The sequence below is a fragment of the Sneathiella marina genome, assembly GCF_023746535.1.
Classification (GTDB): domain Bacteria; phylum Pseudomonadota; class Alphaproteobacteria; order Sneathiellales; family Sneathiellaceae; genus Sneathiella; species Sneathiella marina.
This window is the reverse complement of record NZ_CP098747.1, coordinates 376,366-398,669: the sequence shown is the minus strand read 5'-3', so window position 1 is coordinate 398,669 and position 22,304 is coordinate 376,366. Positions and strand designations below refer to the sequence as shown.

Genomic DNA, 22,304 nt, shown 5'->3' with positions numbered 1-22,304 from the left:
TCCATTTCTCGCAAATTAGTCGAATTCATCTTCTTCGGATATGATATGTACGTCAGAGCTGTCAAGGGTTGGACCGAGATTGCGGACTTCACGGATTGTGGCACCTGGAAAGACTGTTTGAATATTGCGTACCATCGGGTGGTTTTCCAGTGCGCTAATTTCCTCAGCTTTGTCATGCCGCCGTTTTTCTGCAATTGTGGGCGCACCCTCTGCGGCCGCCGACATTTTGACAACCCACTTACCGTCTGTAATTTCACGTAGCCGAAGCCCAAGTTTTGCCGCAAGATCTGGTGACGCACCTGTCGTCGGGCTAAATTCTATGAGGCCTTCCTCAAATTTTACGAGCCGCATGAAATTGGCAACCTCAGCTTTAAGCTTGATGTCCTGACGTTCAGAAAGAAGATCAATAATATCTTCAAGTGATTGCGGGTCTGTGACTTTAATCTTCTCTGTGACCGGTTCCGGAATCCTCTCAACAGGCAGTATATCCAGCGCCGGATCAGTCTTTGCGACAATCGATAGATGGGCCCTCGGGCTTTTATCAGGAACCGCTACAGGAGCGACCGTTTGTGGCACAGCCGAGGCCCCTGTAGACGCCACCATTACCGGAGCTGGGCCCGACGATGGGCTTGATTTTCCAGCGGCAGCAGGTGCTGGGGACGCATCGTTTCGCTGGTCAAGCTGTTTTGCCAGTTCTTCAGGAGACGGCAAATCACTGACATAGGCGATACGAACCAGGACCATTTCCGCCGCCGCCAACGACATCGGCGCTTTTCTCACTTCATCAAGGCCTTTGAGCAGCATTTGCCATGTGCGCGCCAGCACCGGCATAGACAATCCTGCTGATAATTCCTGGCCACGAGCAGCATCACCGCCGGACATTGCAACATTATTTGCCGCCTCTGGTGTCACTTTCAGCGCCGTAAGCCAATGTGTCAGTTCCAATAAATCTTGAATAATGATGATTGGATCCGCCCCGCTATCATATTGAGACCGCAGAAGACCTAGTGCTTTCTGGATTTCGCCGGACATTAGCAGTCCTAGAAGATCGAGAATTTGTGTTCGGTCCGCCAGGCCCAGCATATCCCGAACCTGAAGTGCAGAAACCGCACCGTCGCCATGCGCGATCGCCTGATCAAGCAATGATAAACCGTCACGAACAGATCCTTCCGCAGAGCGCGCGATCAGGGCAAGCGCATCGGGTTCAATCTCCGCCTTTTCTTTCTCGGCAATTGTCGCAAAATAGGAAGAAAGGGTTTCCCCATCAACGTGCTTCAAATCAAACCGCTGACAGCGCGACAAAACGGTAACCGGTATTTTTCGAATTTCAGTTGTGGCAAAAATGAACTTTACATGCTCGGGCGGCTCTTCCAGCGTTTTTAGAAGTGCATTAAAAGCATTCTTTGAAAGCATATGAACTTCGTCGATGATATAAATCTTAAATCGTGCAGCGACTGGTAAATATCTGACCCCATCGATTAACTCTCGAATATCATCAACGCCGGTTCGGCTTGCAGCGTCCATCTCCAGAACATCCTGATGCCTGTCTTCCGCTATTGCGACACAATTTGTACAAACCCCGCAAGGTGCAATCGTCGGGCCGCCAGTCCCCTCCTCACCGATACAGTTCAAGCCGCGTGCAATTATGCGCGCCGTTGTTGTCTTGCCAATACCACGCGTTCCTGTAAGCACAAACGCATGTGCAAGGCGCCCCGAATCCAGCGCATTGGACAGAGTTTTTACCATAGCTTCATGGCCGATCAACTCGTCAAAAGTCGAGGGCCTGTATTTGCGAGCAAGAACACGATAGGGAGTGCTGGAATTTTCATCTGACATAGGATGATCTTACCAGAGACCGGGCGACAATATCAAAGCATTAACGGGATTGACCGAACAAATAATCCAATTGACGATCTTGAAGAAGGAGTAAAATAAGAAGACTGACAACGACCCGCGCCGAAACTCGTTGCGGCTGCTTCCTTCCGGATCTGACCGGGTTCGCGAGGAGCACGCCCATCGCCAGCCTTCCACCGCTTATATCATTCAGTTTATGCGGATTAGCAAGCCCTTTTTCTTAGAAAACGACTTATTATCAGAACAATTGTTCAAAATGTTATCTTGCTAATTGCGATCTATGAAAACATATGACACTCTGCCGGCCATGACAAAACCTATTGTATTTACAGGCAGCCGGCTGGACCGGGCTGCACATCATCGTTCTGATCCTGAATGGCTTGCCAAAAAACTCAGCGACCCGAGCAGCCGGTTTTTACCTCTACACGGCTTAAAAGCCCTAATCGACTTGCAAGGACCGGCCTGCATTGATTGGCGCGGCATCAGTGACGTTCGAGAGTTTATTGACGCTGGCGCGCCTTTTATTTTTCTTGGAATTGCCGATTTTTCCTGTCATTTCGCCATCGATGTATCGTCGATTGAAAATCCAAAACAGCCCCCTATATCTGACTGGGGTAAATTTATTGATGTACGGTCTGTCGCAGCCCAGGTGCGACCAGGAGATGCCGCCGCGCTCGCGCAAGCAAGATCGATGATTGATTGGCATAACCGGCACGGATTTTGTGCAGTATGCGGCGCCAAGACGCATCCGCAAGAACTTGGGTATTCCCGTATCTGTTCTGATTCGTCTTGCAACTCCGTGCATTTCCCGCGAACGGACCCGGTCGCCATTATGATGGTCACCAAAGAGGATAAATGCTTATTGGGGCAAGGCATAAATTTCCCCTCGGATTTTTTCTCTTGCTTGGCAGGTTTTATTGAGCCTGGCGAAACCATCGAGCAAGGCGTCCGACGGGAGGTGTTCGAAGAATCAGGTATCAAAGTAGCAGATGTCCGATATCATGCGTCACAGCCTTGGCCATATCCATCATCCTTAATGATTGGATGTTTTGCCGACGCTATCAGCGAGGATATTACGGTGGACACGAGTGAACTTGGTGATGCGCGTTGGTTCACCCGTGACCAGGTTCGAGAAATGCTGGCGAGCAGTACAAATCCCACCGGCCTTCGAATGTCACCGGAAATGTCTCTCGCCCATCAATTGGCGAAGGCATGGCTTGCCTAAAGCGCGTTTCATCATCAGCCTGTTGTTAATAATACCATCCCGAGCATAATTAATAGCGCCCATGCAATTCGTTGCCGGAAATTACCCTCTCCGAGTAATAAGGTTCCAAGCATGACAGTAATTAATACACTTACTTCACGTGCAGGTGCCGCGTAGACCAGTGGTGTAAATGTCAACGCGATCAGAAAGAGGATAAAGGCCAGAGAATTGAAAACGGCCACACAAAGCACGGCGATCTTATGATTTCGCCAATGTTGCCGGACCAATGCACGACGGGTGATCGCATAGGGTGATAAAAGGACAGCTCGGCAAATCGAAGATGCGTAGTCCAGAATAAGCGGTGGAATGGCGAGAACCGTCACCGAATAAGCATCCCACGCGGTATAACTTCCGATCAATACGCCAGTGGCCAAGCCGAAGGTCAGTGAAGTTGTTAATTTCGTTCCCTCTCGTCGAAACCCTCCGGTTAAGAAAAATATACCGATAATTATGGCTACACCACCCACAATAATTTGCGGCGTAACTGTTTCGCCCAAAATCAGAACGGCCAGGATTATGGATAAAAACGGTCCTGTCGCACGAGCAGTCGGATAGACAAGAGACAAATCTCCTTTTTTGTACCCTTGTTGCAACAGAAGAAAATAAGCCATGTGTATGCTGGCACTTCCGCTAAGAAACAGCCACTCTCGTACACCGAATGCCGGGGGTTCTATCCAACAGAATATCACAACCAATGGCAGGTAAATTATGCAAGTCCAGGTGGAAAACAGCCATACAAGTTCCGGGCCGCCATCAATTCGTTTTACCAGAAAATTCCATATGGCATGGCAACTGGCCGCAGCAAGAATAAGAAATAAGGCAAGAAGACTCATGGCAAACACTCAAACTTAAGGTTGCGGGCGCAGAAAATCGCACCCGTCTATCCCCCCTAGTTTTTTAGTCTTTAAGGTGTCTGCCATTGGCGGCGTTACATGGCGCTCGGACCAGACCTCAATTCAGCGGAACCCTAGCCACACATAGATAGGTCTCAGTAATTTAACACAGATACTTTATGTTTAAAAGTGTGGAGCCCTCTTTAGCGAGAGGCCGGTGATAATGTGAGAGGATCTGTAATTTGAATAAGGCCGCGAAATGGCAAGATCAAAACAGCAACCATTATAAGCTTCGCTGCGTAATCTCCCATGGCCCACGTATGCCAAGGAAGGCCCGTCCCGGCAAAAGCAAGTGAAAAGAAAATTACGGTATCCACAAATGATGCAATGACGGAAGAGGCAATAGGCGCTTTCCACCAAGATTGCCGCCGCAACTTGTCGAATATTGTTATGTCCAGCAACTGCGCGACCAAAAAGGCTGTTCCGGAAGCCAAGGCGATCCGGGCATCTGCAAGAATAAGGGACATCACCACCGCAGCGATAAAACCGACACTAACTACTTCACGCGCAAATCTTACGCCTAAGGTGCGATTGGTAATGTCAGTAACCAGAAATGCCATTGGATAAGAAATTGCTCCCCAAGTAAACCAGTCATTCAGGGGCATTTCAACAAGAATATTAGAGGCCGTGACGACAATCGCCATGGCAATAACACCGATGAAAAGGAAAACTTTCTGCTTAGCGTTCAAAGCAGAGAATTCATCTACATATTTCTGAAACATCATATTCTATTTCTGTTAGGACCAAAGCCATTGCAATTTCGGTAGCGCTTATATGCCCGGGGCCCGCAGAAATCAACCTAAATCAGGCACTATATTCCGTTCGATATGAATTCAATGGATAGACACCGAGTATCTTCAGCTTCGCTGAAAAGAATTGAAGTTCTTCAATTGCGCGCGCGACATGCGCTTCTTCAGGATGCCCTTCAATATCAATATAAAATTGCGCAGCCGCAAAACTTGCATCCGTTATATAACTTTCCAGTTTTGTAACATTTATCCCATTGGTCGCAAACCCGCCAAGCGCCTTGTAAAGCGCCGCTGGTTGACTCCGCACCTGAAACACAAAACTGGTCATGCAGTTGCCGGCCCGGGGGTCCGGATCTTTTCTCTGTCGTGACATGATAACAAAGCGCGTTGTATTGCCGATTCGATCCTCGACACGGTCGCGCAACACTTCCAGGCCATAAATTTCTCCAGCAAGGCTAGAGGCAATCGACGCCTGGCTTTTATCGCTCAATTCAGCGATCATTTTTGCGGAACCTGCGGTATCAGCATGAATAATAGGTTCGATTCCAAGGTCGCGGGTCAGCCCACGGCATTGCGATAGAGCCTGTTCATGGCTATGGACAGCTTTGATGTCCGACAGGGTTGATCCAGGCACACCAAGCAGCTGGTGCTGAACAGGCTGAAAATGTTCTCCAATAATATAAAGACCTGATTCGGGTAACAAATGATGGATATCAGCGACCCTCCCCCCCAGAGAATTTTCAATCGGAATCATTGCCAGTTTTGCACGCTCTTCACGAACGGCCTTTAGCGCCTCTGAAAAGGTATCGCATGCAATCGCCTCCATTTCTGGAAAAACCGTGCTACAGGATAAATGCCCATAGGCACCTGGCACGCCTTGGAAGGTAATACAGTTTTCAGGGTCCAAATCGGACATGATCAATATTCCGTTTCAATAAAGCCCTCAGCTTGAGGACGTGGTAAACAACTGACGTATACGCGCTAAATCTCCGGGAGTATCAACACCAAGGGGCACGGTGTCAACGAGAGCTGCGTCGATTCTCATTCCTGCCTCTAATGCCCGCAATTGCTCCAGCTTCTCACGAGCCTCCAGCGGCGCTACCGGTAATGAGACAAAGCGTTTCAATGCATCGCGACGATATGCATATATTCCGATATGGTGATAATGAGGCCCCATTCCCCAGGGTGACTTAAATCGGCTAAACCAGATGGCCCGACCCGTCTTGGAGTTCTCTGGAAAACTAACAACTGCTTTCACCGCGCTTTCATCATCTAACTCTGTCGGATCTGTTATCTCGGCCACAAGTGTAGAAATATCGACATCTGGCACAGAAAGCGGTTGAAAAACGGCAGAAACCGCCCCTGGGTCAAGGGCCGGCAAATCTCCTTGTAAATTAACCACAGCATCATATTGGCCTTCTGGATCAAAAATTTCCATGGCTTCAAATACTCTGTCAGAACCGGAAGGATGATCTGCCCGTGTCAAAATTGCCTGGCCGCCAGCGGCTTCCACCACCTCAACAATTTCAGGTTCGGCGCAGGCGACGATAGCCGGACCGATATCTGCCTCCTCCGCACGACGAAGAACTTGTACAATCATCGGCTTGCCATCTATATCAGCCAACGGTTTCCCAGGTAGCCGGGTAGATGCCATTCTTGCCGGTATGACGATTATTGGATTGCTTGCAATAGTCACGCTCTTTTCGCCCTCAAATTGTTGCACACACGCCACAAAATTATGTTTCCTGTGCTGCTGCATATATACGTCTTGCACTGATACAACGAAAGCCGTTAATTTCCCCTCGCTTTTTTTTATCGCTACTGTTAAATGTACCGGCAGGTTTGATAGCTGAGGTCAGCAATGAATACTTTTGAGTTTAATAAAATCGCCGGCGCCGTTTTAGCGGGCGCCCTTATCATCATGGTCATCAATGAAGTGGCGACGCTCGCCATTCATCCGACTTATCCGGAAACCAATGCCTATGCAATTGATACAGGCAATGTTGGTGCTTCGGAAATTGCGTCCAATGCTGTTGCAGCAGGCCCTTCTCTTGGCATCTTGATGGCAGACGCAGATATTGAGAAAGGCGCGAAAGTGTTCAGAAAATGCGGAGCTTGTCATACTGTAGAAGAAGGCGGCGCCAATAAAATTGGGCCAAATCTTCATGGTGTTTTAAATCGCGACAAAGGGGCAGTCGACGGCTTCGCCTATTCAAACCAGCTTGTGGATAAAGGTGGCGCCTGGGGATATGACGACCTGGATGTATTCCTGAAAAAGCCAAGCACCTATATTAAAGGCACGAAAATGGCCTTTGCCGGAATTAAAAAAGCTAGTGAGCGTGCCGATTTAATCGCCTACCTCCGCTCACTTGGTAAGGAAGATGTTCCACTGCCGCCAGCAGAATAAGCAGGTATCGGGGAACTCATGACCAAAGAGTGCCCTCAGGAATTTATTGACCTTGCCCACCGGCTGGCAAATACGGCCGGTGATGTGATCCGTCCTCTTTTTCGTCAAAAAATCGAGATTATTGGCAAAGATGATGCAAGCCCGGTGACGATCGCTGACCGGAATGCAGAAGCCGCCATGCGTGAAATCATTGAAGCTGAATATCCGGAGCATGGCATTTTTGGTGAGGAACATGGGGAGGTTCGGACCGACGCAGAATATGTCTGGGTCCTCGACCCAATTGACGGCACCCTTTCCTTCATTTCCGGCTGCCCGACTTTTGGCTGTTTAATCGGCCTGACCCGAAACGGCGTACCCATTTTGGGTATTCTCGACCAGGTTATTTCCGGCGAAAGATGGATTGGCGTGAATGGCAAAACCACGTTAAATGGTGAAGTCGTCAAAGCGAGGAGCTGCGAAGACGTATCTGAGGCAACTCTTTTTTCCTGGGGGGCGGAGCTTTTTGATAGTGATAAAGGCGACGGTTTCAAAAGGCTGTACGATCAGGCACTTCGCAAGCGCTTTGGATATGATTGTTATGCATATGCGCTTTTATCTACCGGGTTTGTCGATATCGTTGCCGATTGCGACATGAAACCTTATGACTATTGCGGATTGGTTCCAATAATCGAAAATGCAGGCGGTAAAATCACTGATTGGGAGGGAAATCCCCTTACTATATCCAATCCCGGTTATGTTTTAGCGGCAGCAACGACGGAACTTCACAACCAAATTATCAAAATCTTAGCCTAAATCCGATTTCCTGATAAACAAAATTTGATCTTGATGTCACAGGGTTAACCTACCATGTTGTTGTTTAGACAAAATTAAATTGTATACAGTGAGGTCATAAATGGGAATTTTAAAGACTGCCGCCGCCTTTGCTATTCTGATGGCGGTTGCCGTTCCCAGCTTTGCTGCAGATGTAAAAACCACAAAAAGCCATGGGTTATCCCTTGCGGGACCACTTAAATATGGCCCAGACTTCACCCATCTTGACTACGCCAATCCAGAGGCGCCAAAGGGCGGTAACATCAAACTTTCAGCAATGGGGGGATTTGATAATCTTAACCCATATATATCAAAGGGACAGTCTGCCAATGGATTGGGCCTGACATTTGAAACTTTGCTTACACAATCACTGGATGACCCGAGCGCTGAATATGGTTTGGTCGCAGAAAGCGTGGAGGTTGCCGAAGACCTGAGCTTCGCCATATTCAACATGCGACCCGAAGCCCGTTTTCATGATGGATCACCCATTACTGCAGACGATGTTATTTTCAGCTTAGCGGCCGTCAAAGAGAAAGGGACGCCCCTGTTTCGCTACTATTATGCGGATGTTGAAAAAGCTGAAAAACTGGCAGATCACCGCGTAAAATTTCATTTTTCCGGACCGCCAAACCGTGAATTACCACAGATTGTTGGACAGCTTCTTCCACTCCTTTCAAAGAAATATTTTGAAATCCACAATTTCGACGAAACGACACTTTCCCCTATTTTGGGCTCAGGCCCCTATAAGGTAAAAGAATTCGAGGCTAATAGATATATCACCTATGAACGGGTACCGGACTATTGGGGCGCCGATATTCCAATTAACAAAGGCAGAAACAATTTCGATACCATTCGGTATGATTTTTACCGTGATACTGCCGTGTTGCTGGAAGCCTTCAAAGCGGGAGAATATGACTATCGATCGGAGAATAGTGCAAAAAACTGGGCTACCGGCTATGATTTTCCAGCTGTAAAGGCAGGGCTGGTGGTAAAAGAAGAAATTGAAAATGATCGATCTGCGGGCCTTCAGGGATATGTCTACAATCTTCGCCGGGAAAAATTTCAGGATCCCGCACTTCGCGAAGCACTGGGTTATGTTTTTGATTTTGAATGGCTGAACAAGAACATCTTCTACGATCAATATTCACGAACCAGCAGCTATTTTCAAAATTCAGTGATGGCGGCAACCGGCCTGCCGAGTGAGAAGGAATTGGCGATACTTGAACCTTTTCGTGATCAGCTTCCTGCACGTGTCTTTGGCGAAGCGTATAAGGCTCCGGTTAGCGACGGAACGGGCCGGGATAGAAGCCCGCTTCGAACCGCCAAGAAAATTTTGGCTGAAGCAGGCTGGGAAGTTAAAAATGGCAAGCTGATTGACCCGAAAACAAGCCAGCCGCTAACCATCGAATTCCTGATGTATGATGCAAACAGCCTGAGAATTACCGGCCCGTTTATTAAAAACCTGAAACGGTTGGGCATAGATGCCTCATCCAGGGTTGTTGACACGGCACAATATACCGAACGTCTACGGAATTATGATTTTGATATGGCAACAAGTGGATTTGGACAATCCATCAGTCCTGGAAATGAGCAACGGGAATTCTGGGGTTCCGCAGCAGGCAAGCGGCAGGGTAGCCGGAATTTGATGGGCATTGATGATCCAGTAATCGATGCGTTAATTGAAAATCTCATTGCTGCTCCGACTTATGAAGATTTGAAACCAGCCGTTCATGCCCTTGATCGGGTACTTACCTGGAATTTCTTTGTTATTCCGCAGTTCCATGCCGCCTATGATCGCATTGCCTATTGGAATAAATTTGGCCATTCTGATATCAACCCATCACAGGGAACAGATATTCTCAGTTGGTGGATTGACCCTGAAAAGGAAGCAAAACTGGAAGAAGGGCTGCGCAATCTGAGACAGGGAAATTAGGGGAATCACGATTGGAGCGTATTTCTTGAAAGCTACATTCTTCCAAGCCCTGATTGTTGGGGTGGTGTTTGCCACCTATAGCCTGGCTGAACCTGTTCCGCAATATGGCCTGTCTGCTTTCGGTGATTTAAAATACAAGGCTGATTTTAAACATTTCGATTATGTAAACCCTGATGCTCCGAAAGGTGGTGCCATAAAGCTGCGGGACATCGATAGTTTCGATAGCCTCAATCCCTTTTTACTTAAAGGAAAAGTCGGCATCGTCAATGGAGATATTGGCGGTAAGACTGAATATACTTTCACACAATTGATGACCCGGTCTCTTGATGAGCCGGATGCGGTCTACGGCCTTTTGGCGGAATCCGCGACAGTTGACGAAAAAGGCCGATGGGTTGAATTCAGCTTGAGATCGACCGCCCGTTTTCATGACGATAGTCCGATCACAGCAGAGGATGTGGCTTTTACTTTCGAGACATTGAAAACGGAAGGCCATCCTCGCTATCGATTTCAGTATCGCGATATTATGGACACTACAATTCTATCTCCCCTTAAAATCCGCTTTAATTTTAGGGAAGACGCGCTGACCAGAGATTTACCCCGGCAAATCGCCGTGATGCCGATTCTCTCCAAAGCGTCGTTTAAGGATCGAAAGTTCGGTGTGACAAGTATGGATCCGCTTATGGGATCGGGGCCCTACAAAGTTGCGAAAGTCAGCCCTGGTCGATCCATCACTTATAAGAGGATAAAAAATCACTGGGCAGAGAACCTGCCCGTTCATAAGGGACGCTATAATTTTGGCAGCATTCACGTGGACTACTATCGTGACAGAACAATCGCTTTGGAAGCCTTCTTTGCCGGCGAGTATGATTTTAGAGAAGAGTTCACATCGCGGAGTTGGGCGACAGAATATGAAAACAAACCTGCTGTCCGCGCAGGGTATATATTACGAGATACCTTGCAAAATTCGTCTTTGACGGGGTTGCAAGCATTTTTCATGAATACACGACGTGCGCCGTTTGAGGATGTTCGAGTTCGCAAGGCCTTTGATCTTCTGTTTGATTTTGAATGGACGAATACGAACTTATTCTATGGGTTATATGATCGATTGGGCTCGGTTTTCGAAAATTCGGACATGAAAGCGACGGGATTGCCTTCGGAAGCTGAACTGAATCTCCTCGATCCTTGGCGTGAAACCCTTCCAGCGGACATTTTCCTTGCCGAATTTTCACCTTCCAAGACAAATGGATCTGGGAATATTCGTCCGCAGATTAGAGAAGCACTTGGTCTTTTCAAAGCTGCCGGCTGGACCCTGGAAAATAAAAAGCTGGTGGATCAATCTGGAAGCCAGATGACAGCTGAATTTCTGTTGTACGAACAGTCATTCACCCGAATAATTAACCCCTATGTAAAAAACCTTCGGCGATTGGGTATAGACGCCTCTGTTCGTGTTATCGATTCCGCCAGCTGGCAAAACCGCATGCGTTCATTTGATTTTGATATAATCGTCCGGCGATTTCCACAGCCGCAGATTCCAGGTGTTGAACAACGGGATTGGTGGAGTTCGACGTCAGCAGACATAGATGGTGGTCTAAACATTGCCGGAGCCAAAAACCCTGCAATTGACAGCCTGGTTGAAAAAATTATCCAAGCTAAATCACGAGAAGACCTGACGGCGGCAGCGCGCGCGTTAGATCGCGTTTTGATGTGGAACTATTATTTCATCCCGCAATGGTACAAAAACACAAACTTTATAGCTTATTGGGATAAATTCGGTCGACCAGATGCCAAAAAACCCGGTTTTGATCGTGCGGTTCTGCACAGCTGGTGGTATGATCCTGTGAAAGCCAAAGATCTGGCGGAGCGCCGGGGAAAGTAAGCCTTGTCATGGGCAAGAGGGGATAGTTTTTGTTTGCCTATATACTGAGACGCTTGTTACTCATGATCCCGACCCTTTTCGGCATCATGGTCCTCAATTTCGTTGTTATACAATTTGCCCCTGGCGGCCCGATCGAACAAATTATTGCTGAAATTCAAGGCACAGCAGTCGGCGCCACCTCGCGTATTGGCGGTAGTGCGAGCGGTGATGCGGCAGGCGGCACTGCCACCACCAGCTTGGGGGGAGAAAGCTCCTATCGAGGAGCGCAAGGCCTGGACCCGGAATTTATCAAGGAATTGGAAGTCCAGTTCGGTTTCGACAAACCAGCTTATGAGCGTTTCTTCCTGATGATGAAGAATTATCTGGTGTTTGATTTTGGCACCAGCTATTTCCGCGATGAATCCGTTGTGAACCTTGTCATTGAAAAACTCCCTGTATCCATTTCTCTGGGGCTTTGGACGACACTTCTGGTTTATATGATTTCAATTCCGTTAGGGGTCGCGAAGGCCGTTCGTGATGGCTCCCGATTTGATGTATGGACCAGTTCACTGGTCATAATTGGAAATGCCATTCCTAGTTTTCTGTTCGCTGTTGCATTGATTGTTTTATTCGCGGGCGGTTCCTATTGGGACTGGTTCCCCTTACGTGGTTTAACGTCCGAGAACTGGGACCAAATGAGTTTATTTGGAAAAGTAACCGATTATCTCTGGCATATTACTCTCCCCGTTGCGGCAATGGTTATTGGCGGTTTCGCCGCTCTTACACAACTTACCAAGAATTCTTTTCTCGATCAAATCAGCCAGCAATATGTCTTAACGGCACGCGCAAAAGGACTAAGCGAAAACAGGGTCCTTTATGGCCATGTCTTTCGCAATGCCATGCTTATCGTTATCGCTGGATTTCCTAGCGCCTTCATTGGCATTTTATTCACTGGCTCATTGCTAATCGAGGTTATTTTCAGTCTCGACGGCCTTGGCTTGCTGGGATTTGAAGCCGCCATCAATCGCGACTATCCCGTCATATTCGCGACTGTCTATGTATTTGCGCTGCTGGGTCTCATTATGAACCTTATCGGTGATTTGACTTACACCTTGATAGACCCTCGCATCGATTTTGAAGCACGGGAGGCATAAAGGTGAGCTTATCCGCCATAAATCGCCGCCGATATCAGAATTTTAAAGCCAATAGGCGCGGTTACTGGTCGATGATCTTCTTCGTCGGTCTTTTCGTACTTTCGCTTTTCGCCGAGTTCATTGCCAACGACAAGCCCTTACTGGTTTCCTACAAAGACCAATTTTATTTCCCGACTTTTGTCACCTATCCGGAGACAGATTTCGGCGGAGATTTTGAAACCGCAACGGATTATCGGGATCCTTTCGTGGCGGAACTCATCGAAGAAGATGGCTGGCAAATATGGCCACCGATCCGATATAGCTACACGACGATCAATTATGACTTGAAATCACCTGCCCCCTCCCCGCCTGATTCAGAAAACTGGCTCGGAACTGACGATCAGGGACGGGACGTTCTTGCGCGCGTAATATACGGGTATCGTATATCGGTCGCCTTCGGTCTAATCCTCACCATTTTCAGCTCCTTAATCGGTGTCAGTGCAGGGGCCGTACAAGGATATTTTGGAGGCTGGACTGACCTGATTTTTCAACGGCTTTTAGAGATCTGGGGCGGTATGCCAAGTTTATATATTCTGATAATTCTCGCCTCACTTATCGAACCAACATTTGTCATTCTGTTGGTTCTCCTGTTACTTTTTAGCTGGCCAAGTCTCGTCGGTGTTGTCCGGGCAGAGTTTTTGCGATCTCGGAATTTTGACTATGTTCGGGCGGCTCGCGCTTTAGGTGTTCGTGATAGCGTAATAATGTTCAAGCATCTCCTGCCCAATTCCATGGTTTCAGCTCTTACTTTTTTGCCTTTCATTCTGACCGGTTCCATTGTCAGTTTGACATCTCTCGATTTTCTGGGGCTTGGCCTTCCACCGGGCTCCGCCTCGCTTGGCGAACTGCTCGCCCAAGGCAAGGCAAACCTCCAAGCTCCATGGCTGGGAATCACCGCTTTTCTCACCCTTTCTATCATGTTGACACTTGCTTTCTTTATGCAAGAGGGCATCCGCGATGCCTTTGATCCCAGAAAGACCTTTCAATAATGGCACTCATAGACGTACAGGATCTTTGGGTCACATTTAAAACGGACGGCGTTGATGTCCCAGCGGTTAAGGGTGTTTCTTTCTCAATTGAAAAAGGGGAGACGTTAGCGCTTGTTGGTGAAAGCGGTTCTGGTAAGTCGGTTACCGCCCTCAGCCTATTGCAATTGCTCCCCTACCCCCTTGCGAAGCACCCAAAAGGATCCATAATTGTCGATGGCATGGAAGTCGTTGGGAAAGCGAAAAAGGACATGCGGAAAATCAGAGGGAAAAATATTTCCATGATTTTCCAGGAGCCAATGACATCGTTGAACCCTTTGCACACAATTGAGAAGCAGATAAACGAAACCTTGCTGGTGCATAAAGGGATGAAGCCCGCCGCCGCTGCTGCACGCGTCCGCGAATTGCTGGAGCTCGTGGGCCTGGACGCTATTGACGAGCGATTGAACGCGTTTCCCCATGAATTATCCGGTGGCCAGCGTCAGCGTGTCATGATTGCAATGGCATTGGCCAATGAGCCGGATTTATTGATTGCTGATGAACCGACAACGGCTTTGGACGTAACAATCCAGGCGCAAATTCTCGAATTGTTATTGGAACTCCAGGACCGTCTGGGAATGGCCATATTGCTCATTACCCATGATCTGGGAATTGTCCGCAAGATGGCCAAAAATGTTTGTGTTATGACAGACGGCGAAATTGTCGAGGCCAATAACGCGGAACAGCTATTTTCCAATCCGCAGCATGAATATACACGAATGCTGCTTGAGGCTGAACCAAAGGGTCTGCCCGTACCGAAGAATGAAGCGCTACCCGAAATTATGGGTGGCCGAAATCTGAAAGTTTATTTTCCGATAAAGGCCGGGTTTTTCAAGCGTACCATTGATTATGTTCGTGCTGTTGATGATATTTCAGTATCTGTAAAACAGGGGCATACCGTCGGTGTTGTCGGAGAAAGCGGGTCAGGTAAATCTACCCTCGGATTGGCTCTTTTGCGGTTAATCTCCTCTAAAGGAGATATCTTGTTTGAAGGGCAGTCTATTCAGAACGCCAAATGGAAAACATTGCGTCCTCTGCGATCTGAAATTCAGATTGTTTTTCAGGATCCCTATTCCAGCCTAAGTCCGCGCTTGTCAGTCGCCCAGATTATTGAAGAAGGGCTAACGGTTCATGAAGGTCGGGGCGATCCATTAGAACGCCGGGAACGGATTTCCGACATTCTAAAGGAAGTTGGTATTCCACCCGAAGCCCAGGATAGATATCCACATGAGTTTTCAGGTGGCCAACGTCAGCGTATTGCCATCGCACGCGCCCTGATCCTGAAACCAAAATTTATTGTTCTCGACGAACCGACTTCTGCACTTGATATGTCTGTACAAGCCCAGATCGTTGATTTGCTGCGCGATTTGCAAAACCGCCATAACCTTACCTATCTATTTATCAGCCACGACCTTAAAGTTGTTCGCGCGCTGGCGGATAGTGTCATCGTCATGCGTCATGGCAAAATCGTTGAGCAGGGCCATTCTAAACAAATCTTTGACAACCCGCAGACAGACTATACAAAAGCATTGATGAAGGCGGCGTTTGATTTGGAAACGGCCGGCAGCAATATTCTTAGTACGTAATCACTCATTCTTTATAAGTAAACATCCCCAATAAGAGGCTGGAGGCAAAAAATGGCTTTGCTGTTCAAAAGTAACGTTGATCGAGCCGACTGGTGGCGACGCGAATTAAATAAATATATTCCGGATCTGGAAGTTCGTATTTGGCCCGACATCGGAGATCGGGATGATATCAAATATGCCCTATGCTGGAAGATGCCCCATGGTGAGTTGGCCACGTTCAATAACCTGCAGGCTGTTTATTCTTTAGGGGCTGGCGTTGATCATCTTCTGTCAGATCCGGATTTTCCGCGCCATTTGCCGTTTTCCCGAGTTGTCGATCCGAATTTAACCGGACGGATGACAGAATATGTTGTGCAGCATGTCCTCAATCATCATCGTTTCGAAATTATCTATGACAATAATCAGCAGCAGAAGATATGGAAAGAAGAATTCGCCCCCTTTGCGTCCGACCGAAAAGTTGGAATTTTGGGAATGGGAGAACTTGGTGGTGACGCAGCAAGCGCACTAACAGCCCTTAACTTTGATGTTGCGGGTTGGAGTAGATCTGAAAAGAAAATCGATGGCGTTACCAGCTTTTTTGGCAAAGATCAGCTGGATGCGTTTCTGGCACGCACGGAAATTCTCGTCTGCCTGTTGCCCCTGACAGCCGCTACGACAGATTTCCTCAATGCAGATCTTTTCGCAAAGCTGCCCAAAGGGGCGAGCATTATCAACGCCGGAAGGGGGCCTCATGTGGTCGACGAAGACTTAATTGCGGCATTAAATAGCGACCATCTTTCCGCAGCCACCCTTGATGTGTTCCGTATAGAACCCCTTCCAGAGGAGCATCCGTTTTGGGAACATCCAAAAATCCGGATTACCCCTCATGTGGCAAGTATTTCGGACCCTGAAAGCGTGGCAAAACTAGTGGCTCAAAATATCATTCGTACTCAGAATGGAGAAGAACTTCTCTATGCTGTTGATGTGGATAAAGGCTATTAGGGTGCAACTGAATATCGCGCGCTAATCATTGCATACAGAGCACGCAGGGCAAAGGCTTCACCGCCAATCGGGCGGCCGGGCCTGCTGCGTGAATTGTAGGCCATGATATCAAAATGAACCCAGCTCTTGCTCTTTTCGACAAATTCCTTCAGGAACAACCCAGCTGTTATCGCACCACCGAAAGAGCTCGACCCGGCGTTATTTATATCGGCAATTTTACTGTCGATTAAATGTCGATATCCGTCCCAAAGTGGAAGCCTCCAAACCGGATCCGCCTCAATTTCGGCATGGGCTGCCAAAGCGGCAAACAACTCATCATCATCCGTAAAAGTTGCAGAAATTTCCGTCCCTACCGCAACCCTCGCTGCTCCGGTCAATGTCGCCATATCAATAAGTAAATCTGGCTCATCATCATCTGCTGCCGTTAATGCATCCGCTAAAACAAGCCTTCCTTCCGCATCTGTGTTTCCAATTTCAACGGTTTTTCCGTTTCGGCTCGTTAGGACATCGCCCGGTCGATAAGCATTCCCAGAAATTGAGTTTTCAACCGCCGGGATCAGAACCCGCAGGCGCACAGGTAGCGCGGCATCCATGATCATATGTGCCAAACCGAGAACCGTCGCTGCACCACCCATATCTTTTTTCATCATCAACATACCCGCGGAGGGTTTGATATCCAGGCCTCCTGTATCGAAACAGACCCCCTTCCCGACAAGAGTCACTTTTGGAGCATCCGGGTTTCCCCAAGTGATATCAATGACACGCGGCGGATCCGCAGCTGCCCGACCAACGGCATGTACCATGGGATAATGATAGGTTATGAGATCACTTCCAACAATATTGCCTTGTCTTGCTTCAAATTCGCCAGCGATTTGTGAAGCTGCGGCCTCAAGTGCAGATGGCCCCATATCTGCCGCCGGTATATTGATTAAATCCCGGACAAGATATGTCGCCTTAACTGTCCGCTGGACCAATGCTGCATCTGCACCGGAAGGTAGGACCAATTGGGCGGGCTCAGCTTTACTCTCTTTATATCGATCAAACACATATGTTCCCAAAGACCAGCCAATGGCGATGTCAGTTGCCTGTTTCGGGGATATTTCTGCCTCGAGAGCATAAGTCCCTTTTGGCAATTTCATTGATAGATCCGCCAGAGACCAGATTGAAAGCTCTTTACTTCGAATGTACAAAACGGAGCTAAACTGGGATGTTTCATTTGGCAGCAGTAAATGTCGGCCGCCTTCAGCCTCAAAGCCTTGTGATTTGATCCAGTTTTGCCATTGCTCTGGTTGGCTGATTAGCCAGTCATCAAACTGAGACTTCTCGACGACAAAAATTGGATGGGTTTCTGTGTTTGCGGCAGATACAATATTGGGGGTCACGGGGCTTCTCCTCGAATTAAAAGGACAGTAACAAAGCCCTCTAGCCCATACAACCCGTATTAACGGCTCTTATCTAGTTTTTGATCATTCCATTTTCTCGATAATATTTTTCTGCTCCTGCATGTAATGGGGTCGCGATGCCATCCAAAGCTGTTTCAAGACGAATATGCTTCCCCTTTAAATGTCCGTTGTCCAGAAGAGCCCGGTTGTTTGGATGCCATAAGGCACGCGTGACTTCATATACAACATCATCCTCCATATTTGCATTGACGACCCATTGGGTGCTGACGGCCAAGGAAGGTGTCGCGGCAACCCCCTCGTAAACATTTGCCGGAATTTCGCTGAGAGAATAATAACTGTGCTCTTCAACGATCTTTGCAGCAACCTTTCCATCGATAGGCAGAAGGTCAATGATCCCGGTATCTGCTAGCTCTGAAACGGCCGTAACTGGATATCCCGCCACAAAGAAAAAAGCATCCAGTTCTTTGTTCAACATCATTCCAACAGCCTTGTCGGCATTTACAGGAATTGCCTGATATTCGAGCGGCGCAATTCCATAAGCTGAAAGGATTAATTTGGCGTTTTCGCGCGTGCCTGAGCCTGGAACATCCAGTGAAATTCGCTTGCCTCTAAGTTGGGAAATATTTGCAATACCGGCATCGCGGCGTACAACGAGATGGATATTTTCCGGATATAAGTTGGCAATAACGCGCAAGTTCTTTGCCGGTTCTTTCAAACGATAGACGCCTGTTCCTGTATATGCAGCTTGAACCATGTCTGATTGCGCGAGCCCTGTTTCCAAAGAACCCGCCATGACGCCTTCAATGTTCGCGATAGATCCACGTGTGGTTTGGCCGGTGACGATGAGCCCTGGGACGCCGCAAGATCCACCGTCTTCACAGGCACGGCTACCGGGTGGGCTGGAGATAACCGATCCAATCAGCGTCCCTATTGGATAATAGGTCCCAGAGGAAGATCCAGTACCAATTCGAAAAAAGGAAATGTCCTGGGCGATGGATTGGCCAATTGGCACCAACAACAAACTGAAGACAATCATCAAAACAGGAGCAACCTGCCTTGTAAATATGTTGCTATAAATCTTGCTGCAAGCAGGAGCATCTTTATCACTCATTTTAGGCAACTCCTTTCATCCCTGTTTTCTTCAACTGGAATTATACTTTGTGGAACAATGATACAGCAGCGCAGTCCATCAAAATCTAATGTAGTGCGCTTGCTAACTATTGTAAAATGCAGGCTACGGTATGTTTTCAAATATTAGACAGAGGATCGCGATAATGTGCGATGGCTTTGTAGTTCCAGTGAAAGATCTCGAATATCGAAAGCAAGGGAAGCTGACTGTTGGACTTCCTTGCAGCCTTTGTGAATGGCGTAGGGAATTTGCTTCAATAGTTCTTGCTCCTGTTCCTCAAGGATTTTGCCGGATTTTCCAATATTGTCCAAAAGATCATTTAACCCCTCACATAATGAAAGAACAGGTGTGAGAGCCGTTCCCTTAATTCTGGCGGATAGCCGATCATTAATTTGGCGCAATGCCTGGATTACATTCTCACGATCGCCTTGACCATCATTCGCGTCAGAGAGAAGGAGTATCGCCGATGACAACCTGATTAATTGTTCCGTGAATATCGAGATCTTCCGATCGTTTACAGCATTCATTGCCGCCTGGATAGCTTCGGGGGTTGCTGCAAATTCAGGTCGGTTCTCTATTTTGGCTTGTAATGAGTTTGGAACAACCATTGCGGAACCCTGCGGATACCCTCTTGGTACTTGTCGCCTATCCGGCCCCAGGTAATCAGGCGTAACAATAAAGGGTTTTCGTGCACGCACAAGACGACCCACCCGCTCCAAAATATGTGTTCTGGACATTGGACGGGAGATAACATCGTCGGCGCCGGAATTGATCGCATTCGTTACAGTCTCCGGCGTGGTGTTCCAGAGTGAAACAATAACATTAACAAATGGATTTTTACCAATTACATGGCGTCGAATTTTGCGAACGGCCTCCACGGGATCGCCATCAACAGCGCGCGAATCCGCCAGAACAAGATCAAAATCTTTGGTAGAAGTTTTTTCAATGAATTCGTTAAATTCCTGAATGGCGACAACATCGCCAAACCCGATATTCAGGAGTGCACTTCTTGTATTGTGCCGAAGGGCGGGATCCGGATCATATAGAAGAACAGTGGCCGGCTGATAAGAGTTGTTGACCATTCAATTATGAATAGACTCAATCTTGGGAGAAACTTTCTCAAGCTCCTTGACAACCTTCTTCGGGTCTTCTGAAAACTGCAGACCAATTTTATTACCGCGGCGCCAAACAAGATCGCATCGGAATTCACATTGTCCCGAAATGGTCAAAATCAGATTATTTTTTTCAAAGAAGGAGCTCTCCACGTCAATTCGAGCTCCATTGGCGGAAATATCCTTTATCACTCCAGACACTTCGCGTTCCGCTTCGTGTAAACACTCATGCCCCTGTTCAGCTCTGATTGTTGCTTGCCATTCTCCGTCTCGACGAGGATAAACACGATCTTGAATGGAACCGCCATGTTTATGGTTATTTTCCGCCTCCAGGGCCTTCAGCATATTCTTAATGTCTTCGGCAATGATCATGTCAGTTCTCTGTCCCTAAGCAGCTGATTTTTCAGCTAGATCTCTAGTGTGCCATAGATCTTTTGGAATTAGAGCAAGAAATTGTTAATAAATTACGAATGCGGTGATTTACCGGTTACCAATCACTGCATTTCGCTTGTGTTGCGGCGTAAGCCTTATTCGTATCAATCACATCATTTGCCTTTTCCCGTTGATCAGAGAATTTTTTGAGAATCGGCTTCATGCCCGAGTTAAGCTTGTCGATGATTGATTGAGCGGCTTTTTTAGGGTTATCAGTATAGAAAGGCTTGATAGCAGCCGCTCGTTTTTTAAGTACCTTCGAGATTTTACTCGCATAGTCATCGAGAGTTTTTTCATTTATTCGAACATGCTCTTTCTCATGTGCATAAATGACTTTATAAGCACATGACGATTTGCGGTATTTCCGATCGACGTAAATTTCTGACTTTCGAATACCAAACGTAAATTCGACTTTACGTAATTTCAAACAATACCGGCCCTTTTCCACTTCGATATATTTCGTAGATACGGCAAAGCTGGGACCAATAGAAGAATGTGTCAGTCCCAACAGACCTCCATGGCCCCGTCGCTTGGCGTACCCGCTTTTTTTTGCAATTTTTTCAATCTGCTTGCCTGACTTATTTCGTTTAAGATTGGATTTAGCTTTGACGTAGTTAGTTTGAATCTCAGGGAATTCCCACGTCGCCAGGCATTCTCTGTCTGTCGCCGCTTGTACTAAGCTGGTGTTAAAGATAAATCCGCCAAGCACCAAAGATATACCGATAACGAGTTTATATATGTATCTATCATCCGAACAGGGCATCGATATCACCTTGTTCTAAAATATCATCCTCATGCTGAGAACAAGCAGGGGCACTTTGAGGCATCAAGGAAACCCGAGCTTCATCACCTGCGGACTGACCGTTGATAATTGAGCCAGCTCGATCTATGAGGTTTCTCAAGCTAAGACAGCTTTTATCAATGGAATCTGAATTTTCAGCGAGCTCATTTCTTAAAACGAAGTCACCCAATACTATTTGCAAACTCAGAATTTCGGTATCCAATTGCGCTATAGTAGAGTTCAATTCCACTTTAAACTCAGAAGGAGAATACTCATAGGCTTCGATTGCAAGGTTGCGATCAGCTATGCCGCTTTCGATAAAATGATCAACATAGGATTTTGGTTTCCAGTCAACGAAATCCGCCAGCATATCCGGCATATCCACGACTAATTCCGCGAGCATCAAAGCTTCATTGAAATGGTTTAGGTAATCGGTTGCGAGAAGAGTTACTGCATTGACGTTCGTTCCCTGCGCACGGGCTTGATATTCTTCCAACGTACTTAGTACTTCATCCATGAACAACCATCAATTTTGCCTGTTACCAGAACCTCAGTCTGCAAATTTCAGACGAATTACAATGGTATCATTCAAATGATTAAAAAATCGTATTGCTGCACTTAGGGCCTTTCAAGTATAGCCCATTCCCAACTGTAGCTACTCGACAGAAGACAGCTGATGTGACAACTCAGCTTTCTCATCGGCAGGTAAATTTTCGTATAAATACAACGCTGCCGTCATGCAAATCGTCAACAAAATTACGGCGAATGAAGACACATATCGTGAATAACAAAGTTTAACTGACAAAGCTCTATTTAAATCTCCAAATATCAAATTCATATGGCCTCCCCATCTTTTCCATCCGAGTACGCCGGCTCATCTCGGAGTTATTGATGGGA

The 22,304-nt window shown here is 47.3% G+C and carries 20 protein-coding genes and 1 other RNA gene; 9 read left to right on the top strand and 12 right to left on the bottom strand.

Features of this window, described 5'->3' with window-relative positions; translation table 11 throughout:
• Positions 1-15 precede the first annotated feature (15 nt).
• Both NBZ79_RS01995 and ffs read right to left on the bottom strand, forming a co-directional pair.
• Positions 16-1,836 (bottom strand): DNA polymerase III subunit gamma/tau, encoded by a 1,821-nt coding sequence (locus tag NBZ79_RS01995; protein ID WP_251934947.1) that lies wholly within the window; start codon positions 1,834-1,836, stop codon positions 16-18.
• 96 nt (positions 1,837-1,932) lie between these two features.
• Positions 1,933-2,028, bottom strand: an RNA gene (gene ffs / locus NBZ79_RS01990) — signal recognition particle sRNA small type.
• A gap of 133 nt (positions 2,029-2,161) precedes the next feature.
• Here ffs and nudC point away from each other — a divergent pair.
• Positions 2,162-3,079: an NAD(+) diphosphatase gene (nudC, locus tag NBZ79_RS01985; RefSeq protein WP_251934946.1), complete on the top strand. Its 918-nt coding sequence runs from the start codon at positions 2,162-2,164 to the stop codon at positions 3,077-3,079.
• Between the two features lie 14 nt (positions 3,080-3,093).
• On the opposite strand, the gene NBZ79_RS01980 is transcribed toward nudC, so the two are convergent.
• The 4 genes from NBZ79_RS01980 to NBZ79_RS01965 form a co-directional block, all read right to left on the bottom strand.
• Positions 3,094-3,951, bottom strand: a complete 858-nt coding sequence (locus NBZ79_RS01980; RefSeq protein WP_251934944.1) for a DMT family transporter — start codon at positions 3,949-3,951, stop codon at positions 3,094-3,096.
• A 203-nt stretch (positions 3,952-4,154) separates the two neighbouring features.
• Positions 4,155-4,736, bottom strand: a complete 582-nt coding sequence (locus NBZ79_RS01975) for a queuosine precursor transporter (protein ID WP_251934942.1) — start codon at positions 4,734-4,736, stop codon at positions 4,155-4,157.
• Between the two features lie 79 nt (positions 4,737-4,815).
• The gene (locus tag NBZ79_RS01970) at positions 4,816-5,676 is read right to left on the bottom strand and encodes a prephenate dehydratase (protein ID WP_251934941.1); all 861 of its coding nucleotides are present in this window, start codon (positions 5,674-5,676) and stop codon (positions 4,816-4,818) included.
• Positions 5,677-5,703: 27 nt separating this feature from the next.
• Positions 5,704-6,414 carry a 3-deoxy-manno-octulosonate cytidylyltransferase gene (locus tag NBZ79_RS01965; RefSeq protein WP_476749698.1) on the bottom strand — a complete coding sequence of 237 codons (711 nt, stop codon included), beginning with the start codon at positions 6,412-6,414 and terminating at the stop codon, positions 5,704-5,706.
• Positions 6,415-6,621: 207 nt separating this feature from the next.
• Between NBZ79_RS01965 and NBZ79_RS01960 the strand changes: the two genes are divergently transcribed.
• From NBZ79_RS01960 to NBZ79_RS01925, 8 genes are all read left to right on the top strand, one after another.
• Positions 6,622-7,167, top strand: coding sequence for a c-type cytochrome (locus tag NBZ79_RS01960; protein WP_251934939.1), 546 nt, complete (start codon positions 6,622-6,624; stop codon positions 7,165-7,167).
• An 18-nt stretch (positions 7,168-7,185) separates the two neighbouring features.
• Entirely contained in the window at positions 7,186-7,959 is a 774-nt protein-coding gene (gene hisN / locus NBZ79_RS01955; protein WP_251934937.1) for a histidinol-phosphatase, read from the top strand.
• Between the two features lie 100 nt (positions 7,960-8,059).
• Positions 8,060-9,910 carry an extracellular solute-binding protein gene (locus NBZ79_RS01950; protein ID WP_251934935.1) on the top strand — a complete coding sequence of 617 codons (1,851 nt, stop codon included), beginning with the start codon at positions 8,060-8,062 and terminating at the stop codon, positions 9,908-9,910.
• A 25-nt stretch (positions 9,911-9,935) separates the two neighbouring features.
• On the top strand, positions 9,936-11,786 hold the full coding sequence (locus tag NBZ79_RS01945; RefSeq protein WP_251934934.1) for an extracellular solute-binding protein: 1,851 nt from the start codon (positions 9,936-9,938) through the stop codon (positions 11,784-11,786).
• 29 nt (positions 11,787-11,815) lie between these two features.
• Positions 11,816-12,919 (top strand): microcin C ABC transporter permease YejB, encoded by a 1,104-nt coding sequence (locus tag NBZ79_RS01940; RefSeq protein ID WP_251934932.1) that lies wholly within the window; start codon positions 11,816-11,818, stop codon positions 12,917-12,919.
• A 2-nt stretch (positions 12,920-12,921) separates the two neighbouring features.
• Positions 12,922-13,947 (top strand): ABC transporter permease, encoded by a 1,026-nt coding sequence (locus tag NBZ79_RS01935; RefSeq protein WP_251934930.1) that lies wholly within the window; start codon positions 12,922-12,924, stop codon positions 13,945-13,947.
• A complete protein-coding gene (locus tag NBZ79_RS01930; RefSeq protein WP_251934929.1) occupies positions 13,947-15,569 on the top strand; it encodes an ABC transporter ATP-binding protein in 1,623 nt (540 codons plus the stop codon). The genes NBZ79_RS01935 and NBZ79_RS01930 overlap by 1 nt, the downstream gene beginning before the upstream one ends.
• Before the next feature lie 51 nt (positions 15,570-15,620).
• Entirely contained in the window at positions 15,621-16,550 is a 930-nt protein-coding gene (locus NBZ79_RS01925; RefSeq protein ID WP_251934927.1) for a 2-hydroxyacid dehydrogenase, read from the top strand.
• Here the strand turns inward: NBZ79_RS01925 and NBZ79_RS01920 are convergent.
• The 6 genes from NBZ79_RS01920 to NBZ79_RS01895 all read right to left on the bottom strand — a co-directional run bounded on the left by NBZ79_RS01920 (position 16,547) and on the right by NBZ79_RS01895 (position 21,924).
• Positions 16,547-17,932, bottom strand: coding sequence for a leucyl aminopeptidase family protein (locus tag NBZ79_RS01920; RefSeq protein WP_251934925.1), 1,386 nt, complete (start codon positions 17,930-17,932; stop codon positions 16,547-16,549). The genes NBZ79_RS01925 and NBZ79_RS01920 overlap by 4 nt on opposite strands.
• A gap of 73 nt (positions 17,933-18,005) precedes the next feature.
• Positions 18,006-19,064, bottom strand: a complete 1,059-nt coding sequence (locus NBZ79_RS01915) for a TAXI family TRAP transporter solute-binding subunit (RefSeq protein ID WP_251934923.1) — start codon at positions 19,062-19,064, stop codon at positions 18,006-18,008.
• A gap of 143 nt (positions 19,065-19,207) precedes the next feature.
• The gene (locus NBZ79_RS01910) at positions 19,208-20,164 is read right to left on the bottom strand and encodes a response regulator (RefSeq protein ID WP_251934921.1); all 957 of its coding nucleotides are present in this window, start codon (positions 20,162-20,164) and stop codon (positions 19,208-19,210) included.
• On the bottom strand, positions 20,165-20,566 hold the full coding sequence (locus tag NBZ79_RS01905; protein WP_251934919.1) for a PilZ domain-containing protein: 402 nt from the start codon (positions 20,564-20,566) through the stop codon (positions 20,165-20,167).
• A 115-nt stretch (positions 20,567-20,681) separates the two neighbouring features.
• On the bottom strand, positions 20,682-21,389 hold the full coding sequence (locus tag NBZ79_RS01900) for a hypothetical protein (RefSeq protein WP_251934917.1): 708 nt from the start codon (positions 21,387-21,389) through the stop codon (positions 20,682-20,684).
• Positions 21,373-21,924 (bottom strand): hypothetical protein, encoded by a 552-nt coding sequence (locus NBZ79_RS01895; RefSeq protein ID WP_251934916.1) that lies wholly within the window; start codon positions 21,922-21,924, stop codon positions 21,373-21,375. Before NBZ79_RS01895 ends, NBZ79_RS01900 begins: the two co-directional genes overlap by 17 nt.
• Positions 21,925-22,304: the final 380 nt, after the last annotated feature.